The 12504-nt window shown below is 61.1% G+C and carries 9 protein-coding genes; 1 reads left to right on the forward strand and 8 read right to left on the reverse strand.

Annotated elements, in window-relative coordinates:
* Window positions 1-59: 59 nt before the first annotated feature.
* From CRO59_RS12965 to CRO59_RS13000, 8 genes are all read right to left on the reverse strand, one after another.
* On the reverse strand, window positions 60-1751 hold the full coding sequence (locus CRO59_RS12965) for an ABC transporter ATP-binding protein (protein WP_097087757.1): 1692 nt from the start codon (window positions 1749-1751) through the stop codon (window positions 60-62).
* Window positions 1752-1765: 14 nt separating this feature from the next.
* Window positions 1766-2788, reverse strand: a complete 1023-nt coding sequence (locus CRO59_RS12970) for an ABC transporter permease (protein WP_096797383.1) — start codon at window positions 2786-2788, stop codon at window positions 1766-1768.
* Entirely contained in the window at window positions 2788-3852 is a 1065-nt protein-coding gene (locus tag CRO59_RS12975; RefSeq protein WP_027613869.1) for a microcin C ABC transporter permease YejB, read from the reverse strand. The genes CRO59_RS12970 and CRO59_RS12975 overlap by 1 nt, the downstream gene beginning before the upstream one ends.
* A gap of 1 nt (window position 3853) precedes the next feature.
* Window positions 3854-5719, reverse strand: a complete 1866-nt coding sequence (locus tag CRO59_RS12980) for an extracellular solute-binding protein (RefSeq protein WP_097087758.1) — start codon at window positions 5717-5719, stop codon at window positions 3854-3856.
* A gap of 149 nt (window positions 5720-5868) precedes the next feature.
* A complete protein-coding gene (locus CRO59_RS12985) occupies window positions 5869-8580 on the reverse strand; it encodes a TonB-dependent receptor (protein WP_177408993.1) in 2712 nt (903 codons plus the stop codon).
* A 206-nt stretch (window positions 8581-8786) separates the two neighbouring features.
* Window positions 8787-9188 carry a biopolymer transporter ExbD gene (locus CRO59_RS12990; RefSeq protein ID WP_003223575.1) on the reverse strand — a complete coding sequence of 134 codons (402 nt, stop codon included), beginning with the start codon at window positions 9186-9188 and terminating at the stop codon, window positions 8787-8789.
* Entirely contained in the window at window positions 9188-9895 is a 708-nt protein-coding gene (locus tag CRO59_RS12995; RefSeq protein ID WP_007966644.1) for a MotA/TolQ/ExbB proton channel family protein, read from the reverse strand. Before CRO59_RS12995 ends, CRO59_RS12990 begins: the two co-directional genes overlap by 1 nt.
* A 51-nt stretch (window positions 9896-9946) precedes the next feature.
* Window positions 9947-10771, reverse strand: a complete 825-nt coding sequence (locus CRO59_RS13000) for an energy transducer TonB (RefSeq protein WP_096797380.1) — start codon at window positions 10769-10771, stop codon at window positions 9947-9949.
* A 1093-nt stretch (window positions 10772-11864) separates the two neighbouring features.
* On the opposite strand from CRO59_RS13000, the gene CRO59_RS13005 reads away from it, so the two are divergent.
* Window positions 11865-12488 (forward strand): glutathione S-transferase N-terminal domain-containing protein, encoded by a 624-nt coding sequence (locus CRO59_RS13005; protein WP_027613874.1) that lies wholly within the window; start codon window positions 11865-11867, stop codon window positions 12486-12488.
* Window positions 12489-12504: the final 16 nt, after the last annotated feature.

Genomic DNA, 12504 nt, shown 5'->3' on the forward strand with positions numbered 1-12504 from the left:
TTACAGGGACTACCCGTGGCGGAGGCGTTTGGATGCAGTGCCTGAAAAATATTGTTCAATTACCTGTGGACCTGTGGGAGCTGGCTTGCCAGCGATAGCGGTGTATCAGTGAAATGAGTGTCGACTGACACGACGCCATCGCTGGCAAGCCAGCTCCCACAGGGGGCTTCAGCGGGCTTGAGGCCGGAGGCTTTCAGCAGTTCCTGGGTGTAGGGGTGGGTTGGTGCGGCAAAAATCTCCCGCGACGAACCCTGTTCCACCACCTTGCCATCCTTGATCACCAGCAAGTCATGGGCCAGCGCATGCACCACCGCCAGGTCATGGCTGATGAACAGATAGGTCAGCCCATGCTTGATCTGCAGTTGCCGCAACAGGTCCACCACTTGTTTCTGCACCGTGCGATCCAGCGCCGAGGTCGGTTCGTCGAGCAGGATCAGCGCCGGCTCCAGCACCAGTGCACGGGCGATGGAGATGCGCTGGCGCTGGCCGCCGGAAAATTCGTGGGGGTAGCGATGACGACTCTTGGGGTCGAGGCCGACTTCCTCCAGCACGCGAATCACCGCAGCTTCGCGCTCGGCCTCGGTGCCGATGCCGTGGGTCAGCAACCCTTCGGCAATGATCTGCTGCACCGACATCCGTGGACTCAGGCTGCCGAACGGGTCCTGGAACACCACCTGAATCTGCCGCCGCAATGGCCGCATCAAGCGTTGATTGAGCAGGCTCAGTTGCTTGTTGCCGAAGCGGATATCGCCCTCGGATTCCACCAGCCGCAGGATCGCCTGACCCAGCGTCGATTTGCCCGAACCGGATTCGCCGACAATTCCCAACGTTTTGCCGCGTTGCAGGCGGAAACTGACCCCGTCCACCGCTTTGATGTACGCCTGCGAACGACTGAACAAGCCCTTGGGCAGTGGAAACCAGACCTTGAGATCATCGACTTCCAGCAGGTTGTGCTGGTACGGGCTCGGCACCGGCGCACCGCTCGGTTCAGCTTCGATCAACAAGCGGCTGTAAGGATGCTGCGGTGCGCGAAACAGGGTCTCGCAGTCAGCCTGTTCGACGATTTCGCCGTGGCGCATCACGCACACCCGTTGCGCGATGCGCCGCACCAGATTCAGATCGTGACTGATCAGCAGCATCGACATGCCGAGCCGCTGCTGCAACTCGATCAGCAGCTCGAGAATTTTCTGCTGCACGGTCACGTCCAGCGCCGTGGTCGGCTCATCGGCGATCAGCAGTTCCGGCTCATTGGCCAGCGCCATTGCAATCATCACCCGTTGCCGCTGACCGCCGGAGAGCTGATGCGGATAGGCTTTCAAACGCTGCAACGGCTCGCGAATGCCCACCAGTTCCAGCAGCTCCAACGTGCGCTCACGAGCGGCGCGTCCCTTGAGGCCCTTGTGAATCTCCAGCACTTCGCCGACCTGTCGTTCCACGCTGTGCAGTGGATTAAGCGAGGTCATCGGCTCCTGGAAAATCATCGCAATCCGGTTGCCGCGCAAACCGCGCATCTGCTGCTCGCTGGCGTGCAGCAAGTTCACCCCGTTATAAGCGATCGAACCGTTGCTGCTGACGGTTTTGCCCGGCAACAGGCGCAAAATCGAATGCGCCGTCACCGACTTGCCCGAGCCGGACTCACCGACCAGCGCCAGACACTCGCCACGACGAATATCGAGGTTCAGACCGTGCACCACTTCCTGCCCGGCGAAGGCGACACGCAGGTCGCGGATTTCAATCAGGTTGTCGCTCATGTCAGCCCCTCGGATCAAGATCGTGGATCAAACGCATCACGGCAAGCCTCACCGATGAACACCAGCAACGACAGAATCAGCGCCAAGGCAAAAAATGCCGTCAGCCCCAGCCATGGCGCTTGCAGATTGCGCTTGGCCTGGCCGATCAGTTCGCCCAGCGAAGCGGTCCCGGCGGGCATGCCGAAACCGAGGAAATCCAGGGCGGTGAGGGTGGCGATGGCGCCGGTCAGAATGAACGGCAGGTAGGTCAGGGTGGAGGTCATCGCGTTGGGCAGGATGTGCCGCAACATCAGTTCGCTGTCGGTCAGCCCCAGCGCCCGCGCGGCTTTGACGTATTCCAGATTGCGTCCACGCAGAAACTCGGCGCGCACCACATCCACCAATGCCAGCCAGGAAAACAGCGCCATGATCCCCAGCAGCCACCAGAAACTTGGCGAGACAAACCCGGACAAGATGATCAGCAGATACAGCACCGGCAGCCCCGACCAGATCTCCAGCACCCGTTGCCCGAGCAAATCCACCCAACCGCCGTAATAACCCTGCAACGCCCCGGCAACGATGCCGACCAGCGCACTGATGCCGGTGAGGATCAGCGCAAACAGAATCGAAATTCGTGTGCCGAAAATCACCCGTGCCAATACGTCCCGCGCCTGATCGTCGGTGCCCAGCCAATTGCTGGAAGAGGGTGGGCTGGGTGCCGGTTCAGTCAGGTCGTAATTGACCGTGTCGTAGCTGAACGGGATCGGCGGAAACAGCATCCAGCCGCCCTGATCCTCGATCAGCCCGTGCACATAAGCGCTGGCGTAATCCGGCTGGAACGGCAGTTCACCGCCGAAATCGGTTTCCAGGTATTCGCTGAGGATCGGGAAGTAGTAGGCGCCGTGGTAGCGGATCACCAACGGCTTGTCGTTGGCAATCAGTTCGCCGCCGAGGCAGATCAGGCACAGGCCAATGAACAGCCACAGCGACCAGCGTCCACGGCGGTTGGCCTTGAACTGCGCGACCCGGCGCTGACCCAGAGGAGAGAGTGTGAACATCAGGCAGTCCTCGCCGAGAAGTCGATGCGCGGGTCGAGCAGGGTGTAGCAGAGATCACCGATCAGCTTGATCAGCAGGCCAAACAGGGTGAACAGAAACAGCGCGCCGAACACCACCGGATAGTCACGCGACACCGCCGCCTCGTAACTCATGCGCCCGAGGCCGTCGAGGTTGAAGATGGTTTCGATCAGCAAGGAACCGGCGAAAAACACCTCGATCAGCGCCGAGGGCACCCCGGCCACCACCAGCAGCATCGCGTTGCGAAACACGTGGCCGTAGAGCACGCGGCGTTCGGTCAGACCCTTGGCCCGCGCGGTGATCACGTACTGGCGGCTGATCTCGTTGAGGAAGCTGTTTTTGGTGAGGATGGTCAGGGTGGCGAAACCGCCGATCACCAGTGCTGTAACCGGCAACACCAGGTGCCAGAGGTAGTCGCCGACCTTGCCCAAGGTGCTGAGGCTGTCGAAGTTATCCGACACCAGCCCCTGCACCGGGAACCAGTTGACGTAGCTGCCGCCGGCGAACACCACGATCAGCAGCATCGCAAACAGAAACGCCGGCATCGCGTAGCCAATGATGATCGCGGTGCTGCTCCAGACATCGAACGCACTGCCGTTGCTGATCGCTTTGCGGATGCCCAGCGGGATTGAAATCAGGTAGGTGATCAGCGTTGCCCACAGGCCGAGCGACAGCGACACCGGCAGTTTCTGCAGGATCAGATCGGTGACCTTGGCGCCGCGAAAGAAACTGCTGCCCAGATCCAGCTGGGCGTAGTTTTTCAGCATCAGCCACAAGCGTTCGTGCATCGGCTTGTCGAAGCCGTAGTGGTGTTTGATTTCCTCGATCAGCGCCGGGTCCAGCCCGCGACTGCTGCGCCCGGCACCACCCGTCGCGGCGACTTCGCCACCACCGCCCATGCCGTGCCCGCCGAAACCTTGCAGGCGGGCAATGGCTTGCTCCACCGGGCCGCCCGGTGCGGCCTGCACAATCACGAAGTTGACCACCAGAATGCACAGCAGCGTGGGGATGATCAGCAGCAAACGTCGACTCAGATAACGCAGCATGTCACTGGCCCCCCGCGAGCTGGGTGTGCATCTGTTGCGTGGTCAACGGCTTGGTCGAGACCTCCCACCAGGTGTTGAGGCCTTCGTCGTACGCCGGTTGCACCGGCGGCATGCCGAAGCGGTTCTGATACACCGTCGGCGTGCCCTTGGAGTAGTAGTTGGGAATCATGTAGTAACCCCATTGCAGCACCCGGTCGAGGGCGCGGGCGTAATGCACCATGGCGTCGCGGGTGTCGGCCTTGACCAGCCCGTCGATCAGTTGATCGACCGCCGGGTTGGCCAGCACCATCGAGTTCGAACTGCCGACCTGCGTGGCACTTTGCGAGGCGTACAGGCTGTACAGCTCGCGGCCGGGCGAGACGATCGGATCGCCGCTGCGCGGGAAACTGGTGACGATCATGTCGTAGTCCCGGGCGTTGAGGCGGTTGACGTATTGCGCCGAGTCGATCCGGCGCAGATTGAGGGTGATGCCGATCTGCGCGAGGGTGCGTTTGAACGGCAGCAGCATGCGATCAAAACCGCCCTGACCGTCGAGGAAGGTGAACTCCAGAGGCTCACCGGCGGCGTTGACCAGTCGGCTGTGTTGCGGCGTCCAGCCCGCCTCGGCGAGCAGCTTCAGGGCTTGCAGCTGCTTGTCGCGGATGTAGCCGCTGCCATCGGTTTTCGGCGCCTGATACACCGTGGTGAACACCTCGTCGGGAATCTGTCCGCGCAACGGTTCGAGGATCTTCAATTCCTCGGCGTCGGGCAGGGCGGTCGCGGCCATTTCACTCTTCGGCCAGAAGCTGTTCTGGCGTACATAAAAGCCGCGCATCATCTGCTTGTTGGTCCATTCGAAATCCCACAGCAGGCTGATCGCCTGACGCACGCGGCGATCCTGAAAAATCGGGTTTTGCAGGTTGAACACGAAGCCTTGGGCGGCGGTGGGTTTTTCCGGAGCGAGGATCGCCTGCTGCAAGCGACCGTCACGCAGTGCCGGGCTGTCGTAACCCACCACGTAGCCGGACGAGGAAAACTCGCGGTTGTAGTCGAACGCGCCGGCCTGCAACAGCTGGCGCGCGACGTCGGTGTCGCCGTAGAAATTCACCGTGAGCGTGTCGAAGTTGTACATCCCGCGACTGACCGGCAGGTCCTTGCCCCACCAGTCCGGGTCGCGCTGGAAACTGATGCTGCGTCCGGCATCGACTTTGCTCACGCGGTACGGGCCGCTGCCCAGCGGCGGTTCGAAGCCACCGCCGTTGGCGAAATCGCGAGTCTTCCACCAGTGTTCGGGCACCACGCGCAGTGTTGCCAGGTCCAGCGCCAGGGTGCGGTTGAGGTTGTTCTTGAAGGTGAAACGCACCTGCCGTGGGCCTTCGATCAGCACGTCCTGCACGTCGGCGTATTGCTGGCGATAACTGAGGCTGCCCTTGGTCATCAGCAGGTTGAAGGTGTAGCGCACGTCCTCGGCGGTGATCGGCGTGCCGTCGGCGAAGCGGGCGTTGGGGTTGAGGGTGAAGCGCACCCAGAGGCCTTCGGGATCGCGCTCCATCTGTTGCGCGACCAGACCGTAAACGGTGTAGGGCTCGTCGAGCGAACGGAACGCCAGCGGCGCATAAACCCAGTCGTTGACCTGCACCACGGAAATGCCTTGATCGGCATACGGGGTGATGTAGTTGTACTGGCCGATTTCCATCGACGCACGACTGAGTGAACCGCCCTTGGGCGCGTCGGGATTGACGAAATCGAAATGCTGGAAACCCGCCGGATACTTCGGCGCCTCGCCGTACACCGTCAGTGCGTAGCTGCCGGCGGCCAGCGCCGAGGGGCCGGTGCACAGCAGTGCACTGCCGAGCAGCAGGCTAGCCATGTTGCGCAAAAAACTCATGAGATCACCCTGAAAATCCCTGAAGAAACCCGGTTCCCATGTGGGAGCTGGCTTGCCAGCGATAGCGGTATGTCAGTGAAGTAAATGTCGACTGATACGACGCTATCGCTGGCAAGCCAGCTCCCACAGGGTTTTTTGGCGCTCGTTCTTTAGAAGTGATACGTCATGCGCGCAAACAGCGTGCGGCCCAGCGGGTCGGTGTAGCGCGGGTCATAGCCGCTCTGGAAGTTGTAGGCCTGGTTGGAGAACGGCGGGTTGCGGTCGAACATGTTCTTCATCCCCGCATCCACGTCCAGCACCTTGTTGAAGGTGTAGCCGGCCGACAGGTCCCACACCGAATACGACGCCACGCGCGCATGGGTATCGCGGTCGTAGTCGTTGTAGCCGGTGGTGAAGCGGTTGGTCAGCGACGCGCGTGCAGCGCCGAAGGTCCAGCTGCCGGTGAGGTTGTGCTTCCAGCGCGCGATCACCCCGTCCCCTTCGAAGTCGCCGACCTTGTCGGTGAACGGGCCTTTGATGGTGCTCTGGAAGTCGTACTCGTCCACGTAGGTGCCTTGCAGGCCCAGACCGAACTGGCCGTAAGGCGTGTTCGGGAAGCGGTAGTCCAGCGACACATCGACACCGTTGGTTTCGACGATGCCGAGGTTGGCGTTGCCGGTGACGATGTAGTTGAGCGTACCGTCGGCGTTGCGCACGAAGCGATCCGGGTAGCTGCCGGCCTGATCGAACACGGTGGATTCAGGGAACGGCTGGATCTGGTTGGAAATGTGAATCCACCAGAAATCCAGACCCACCGACAGGTTGCTGACCGGCTGATAGACGAAGCCCAGCGTCACGTTGCGCGCCTTCTCCGGAGCCAGATCTTCATTGCCGCCGATCTGATTGAGGAACTGCTGGCCGCAATCGCGCCCGCCGTTGCCGCCCGGTTGCACCACGCCACCGGTACACAGCACCGGGTCGTTGTAGTAGCCCTGGGTGTAGGTGATGCTGCGCGGCGAATACAGCTCGTAGAGCGATGGCGCACGGAAGCCTTCGCTGTACGCGCCACGCACTACCAGCTCTTTGAGCGGCTGATAACGGAACGAGTATTTCGGGTTGGTGGTGCTGCCGAAGTCGCTGTATTTGTCGTGACGCACAGCGGCGGACAGTTCGAGGCTGTCGAGCACCGGCACGTTGATTTCGGCGTACGCGGCTTTCACGCTGCGGTCGCCCTCGACGCTGCCGGCCGGGTCGATACCGAGGCTCTGAATGTCGCCGGCAAACTGCTCGAAATCCTGATGGAATTTTTCTTTGCGGTACTCGCCACCCAGCGCCAGACCGGCGGGGCCGGCACCGAACCAGTCACCGATCTCGCGGCTGACCCGCCCGTCGAAACCGGCCACGCGGCCGACGGCGGTGGAATAGGCGCCGTGATACATGGCCTGGTCGATGTACTGCTGACCGGCGGCGGATTGCGGGCCAAACGGGTTGAGCAGACCGCTGGCCAGACCGTTGATCATCGCCTGATCGCTGACATATCCGCTGGTGACACTGGAGACGATTTTGTTCTGGTTGTACGAGGCGCCGACGTTGTAATCCCAGCCGCCGACCAGCCCGTCGAAACTCAGCAGAAAGCGCTGACTGGTGTTCTGGTCTTTCGATTCGCGCGGGCCGGCGGCGGTTTCGCGCCAGTTGACGTCGACCGGTTGCGTCGGGTCGAGGGCGAAGCCGGTCGGGCCGGGGGTGATGCCGTTGCCGGGGTAGTAGGGCGATGACGAATCCAGGCTCAAACCGGTGAGCGGCGCCGGGCCGACAGCGGTGGCGTTGTTGTTGCGCGACCAGAAGTATTCGAGGTTGACGTTGTGGTCATCCGCCAGCTTGCCGGTGGTCTTGCCGAAGAACGACGTTTTTTCGGTTTGCGGAATCAGGTCGATGTATTCGCGGGTGCTGAAGCGGCACAAGCCGTCACGCGCCACCAGGTTCGGCCCGTTGCAATTGCTGTTGGCCAACGGGTTGGTGGCGTTGCCGTTCTGGCTGTAGTTGCCGGGGAACGCGGTGCCGGAGGTCTGGTCCAGGCCACGGCCGGGCACATAGTCGCGGGCGAAGGAGCGGTCGTTGGCGTCGAGGTTCTGCTGCTTGTTGTAGTTGAACACGCCGAGGACGTTGAAGCGGTCTTGCTCCAGATCGCCGTAGCCCCAACTGGCGCTCATGTCTTTGGTGGCACCGCCGCCGCTGTGGGTCGGGGTTTCGCCACCGAGGGTGAGCTGGCCGTCGGTCAGGGATTTTTTGGTGATGAAGTTGATCACGCCGCCGATGGCGTCGGTGCCGTACAGCGCTGATGCGCCGTCGCGCAGCACCTCCACGCGCTCGATCGCGGCAAACGGGATCATGTTTAGATCCACCGCGCCGCCGGCCGAGTTGGTGCCCGACAAGGCGTTGTTCGCCAGGCGTCGACCGTTGAGCAGCACCAGCGTCTTGTTCGCGCCGATGCCGCGCATGTCGGCAAACGAAGCGCCACCGGTGGCGGCGCCGACCGAGCCGGCGCTGTTGTTGATCGACTGGCTGCCGGTGATCCGCTGCACCAGTTCGGCGGTGGTGGTCACGCCCTGTTTGCGCAACTCATCGGCCTTGAGAATGGTGATCGGCACGGCCGTTTCCGCATCGACCCGGCGAATCGCCGAACCCGTCACTTCCACCCGTTGCAGTTGCGTGGTCGGCGCCACCACCGCTGCCGCAGCGGGCACGGCGGCGTTGTCATCCTCGGCGGCTTGCACAGTCCCGGCGCCCATCCCCATGGCCACCAGATACAACGGAACAAAACGGTGGCGAGAGATCGTTGCCACCAAAGGTTTGAGCGTGAAGCGTGGAGTGTTCATCAGCATGGTTATTTCCGACTTTTTAGACGTTATCGAATTGGCCTTGTGAGCCCCTCATTGCTCCGCTTTCGGTGATACCGCGTGCGGAAAACCACTTTCTTCAAGCAAGCCGATCCCCTCCGAAGACGCCTGGCGTTTTTTCGGTCGGCTGATTGCGACGGGATGCTTCAGCGGTGCCGGGCGCGACTCTCAACGCGCGCCCCGCACCGCACTCAGTGGGTGGTCATCACCGAAATCTTGCTGATGCCCGAGCGTTCGATGGATGCCATGGCCTTGGCCACCTGGCCATAATTGACGTTGGCGTCGGCCTGCAACTGCACGCGTACTTCGGCGTCCTTGGCCTTGACCTCCTTGAGGCTGGCCTCCAGCGATTCCGGCGCCAGTTCGGTTTTTGCCAGGTAGAACTTGCCGTCCTGATCGACGCTGACCACCACCGGGTCTTTCTTTTCGGCGGGGGCGACGGCGTCGGTTTTCGGCAGGTTGACCTTGATCGCGTTGGTCATCAGCGGCGCGGTGACGATGAACACCACCAGCAGCACGAGCATCACATCCACCAGCGGCGTGACGTTCATTTCGCTGAGCACTTCATCGCTGTCTTGGGTAGAAAAGGACATTAGCTGGCCTCCCGCACGGCGGCTGTGGTTTTGCTGGCGATGGCCTGGCGGCTGATGGAGAACGCGCTGCGTGAGGCGAGGGCGTCGAAGTCGTGGGCGAAGTCATCCATGTCCGCCGAGGCGAGTTTCAGGCGGCGCAGGAAGAAGTTGTAAATCAGCACTGCCGGGACCGCGACGGCGATCCCCACGCCAGTGGCGATCAGTGCATGACCGATGGGGCCGGCGACCGCTTCAAGGCTGGCCGAGCCGGTTTCGCCGATGCTTTGCAGGGCTTCCATGATTCCCCACACGGTACCGAACAGGCCAATGAACGGCGCGGTGCTGCCGATACTGGCGAGAATCGCCTGACCGTTTTCCAGCGAGCGGCGTTCCTTCTGAATCTGCTGGCGCAGGTTGCGCTCCAGGCGATCGGAACGGTTGATGGTGTGCGCCAGTTGTTGCGTGGTACGCGGCGATTCTTCCACCAGCAAAGCTTCGAAGCCGCTGCTGGCGATGCGCGCCAGCGAGCCCGGGTACTGACTGGCGTGTTCGGCCGCGGTCAGCAGATCCGGTGCGCCCCAGAAGGCTTTGCTGAACTGTTTGTTCTGGGCTTTCTGGCGCAGGTATTGCGCCGACTTGACCAGCAGGATCGCCCAGCTGACCACGGAAAACAGCACTAGGCCCCAGAGCACACCGGGGACAATCATCGAAGACAGTGAATTGTTCATCGCTACACCTCGCTTGCATTAAGTCGGTTGTGAGTTCGTTGGGTTGTGCCGTTATTGCGGCAATTTGAAATCGATGGTCTGGGTGGCGAAGCCGTCAATCGGCGTGTCACCGCGTTTGGCCGGAATGAACTTCCAGTTCTTTACCGCCGCGACGGCGGCGTCATCCAGTTGCGGCTTGCCGCTGGACTTGGTCACTGTCACCGAGCCGGCGCGACCGTTGGCCAGCACCTGAATGCGCAGCACCACGCTGCCTTCCCAATTGCGCCGCAGCGCCAGCGACGGGTATTCCGGCGGCGGGTTGCCAAGGCTGGCGAGACCGGAAATCGCTGCCGATTCCTTGACCGGGGCAGGCGCGGCGGCCGGGGCCGGTGGCGCGCTCGGTGTCGCCGGCGCAGCGGGAGCGGCCGGTTGTGCCGGGGCGGGCGGAGCTTTCGGCGGCTCGACTTTCTTCACCGGTTTGGGCTTCTCGACCGGTTTCGGTTTTTCGATCGGCTTGGGTTTCTCTACCGGTTTTGGCGGTGGCTTGACCGCGTCTTCGTCTTCCACCGGTTGTTCCGGTTCCGGAGGTGGAGGGGGCGGCGGAGGCGGTGGTGGTTCCGGTGTGGGCGGTGCCGGCGGCGTCGGGCTGGTCAACTCGACGGTCATTTCCGGAATCTGCGGCGGAGTCGGCAGTGGCTCGGGCCGGGTCTGCTGGAAAAACCACCAGGCGCCGCCGTGTATCAGCGCCGATACCGCCACCAGCAACAGCATTTGCTGTTTGTTCAACCCGCCGGGCTGCGAGGTATTGGCCGTGAAGGCTGGCCTGTCCGGTGACAGCGGGATTGGCGCTTCCCGTAACGACCCCGGCAGGGTTCTGTGCTTTACCGCATCGTTCATTAAAGCTCCCTCGGGTTGATGAAGGGCAATAAGGTGCTGTCCGAACATTGGGGTGATGTTCGAGTGGGTGGGTGTAACTTTCTTCAAGGTGTACGCAGGCCGATAGTTGAACTATCTATAGAACAGGGCTTGCTTACAGTTACTGGCTTAGAGCCATCGACTTCGAGTGTTCATTGGCCATTCCCTGGTTGTTCTTCTATTGCTTGAGATCAATGTTGGTGTCTCATGCTTGTGCTTTTTGCATGTAGCAACCGCTGTGCCAGATGTTGCCGAAATGTATAGGTCTTATTTCATCAGTGTTACCCATGTCGCATTTATATAAGTTTTGCCTTTGTCGTGTATTTCTCCGGCCAACAGTTTTCCGAAACTCCATTGAGTGGAGTTTTTTCAGAGGCGAGTCAGGCTCTACGCGGTATCACGCTGATCGGCGGGATAGAGCGGCGGCTTGGCTAACGGCCCGGGCACTTGCTGGTGCGCGGCGGACTGATTTGGTGCGGGTCTGTGTTTTAGCGGGTCACGGCGTATGTTCCTTGTTCTTGTTTAAATGAAATCACTGTTTCCAGTGCTGAATAATTCAACTCACTGGAGCCGTTTTGGTGCACTTGCAAAGTCGCTGAAAGTTATTGTCCGACAATCCCGCCTGCGTTCATTTAATACGGCGCTGGTGCAGGGATTTTTGCAGTTGTATTTAAAAAATAAATATCACGCCGTTGTCGGCGAAGCGTCATCGCCAATCAGAGTGTGTGGTCATGGAGTCAGGTAATAAAGTAGAGGCACTGGCCGCCGGGACTGTTCGAATGAACTCGGCGTTGTTGATAAACAAGCAAGCAGAGGCTGATGCGGCAGAGCGTTTGAAGATTCACGCGGTGAACTCCTTGTTGCCAGCTCGGATACGCGAACTTTTGGTTCGGTATCGCACCTTACAAGAACGCGGATAGCGTTCGATGATTGCTCTTGGTGCGGGATGGGCACCGCCAGCGCTGTTTTGCGAGGTTTGAATTCGCAAGTCGCCAATGCATGGGAAAAACGTGCCAAAGCGGATACACCCGCTATAAATAGGGCTACACAGATCTGTCGAGATCGAGGAGGGGGCATGTATCAACTGTACGGACATCGCAATTCAGGTGCCGCAGCCATCGAGGCAGCGCTGGAGTTATGCCAGATCGCCTATCGCTTTATCGATATCGAAGCCTCAAGCGAAGCCGCCGAGGCACTGGCGCGCCTCAATCCACTGAAGCAGGTGCCGACCCTGCAATTGCCCGATGGCAGTGCGATCACCGAGAGTGTGGCGATTCTGATTCATCTGGGCCTGAGTTTTCCCGAGTCCGGTCTGTTGCCGGCCAAGGCGGCTGATCGCGATCAGGCGATTCGCGGCATGGTCTACATCGCCAGCAATTGCTATGCAGCCATCGGCGTCATCGATTACCCCGAGCGCTGGCTGGTGATGCCGGACGAAGCTTCACGGCAGAACCTGATGGCCGGTGCACGTGAGCGCCTGCACTGGAGCTGGGAAGTGTTTGCCGATCAGTTTTCCGCCGAGTTGTACCTGGACGACGAAACACCCGGCGCGCTGGACGTGCTGGCGGCCGTGGTGACGCGTTGGGCGGGCAGCCGCGAGCACTTGCGCCAGAGCCGTCCGGGGTTTTATGCGTGGTTGCAGCGCATCGACCGGCACCCGGTGCTGGCACCGGTCTTCGCCCGGCATTGGCCGTCCTGATCACCCGATAAACCAA

Source organism: Pseudomonas sp. LAMO17WK12:I5 (genome assembly GCF_900215165.1).
Taxonomy (GTDB): Bacteria; Pseudomonadota; Gammaproteobacteria; order Pseudomonadales; family Pseudomonadaceae; genus Aquipseudomonas; species Aquipseudomonas putida_A.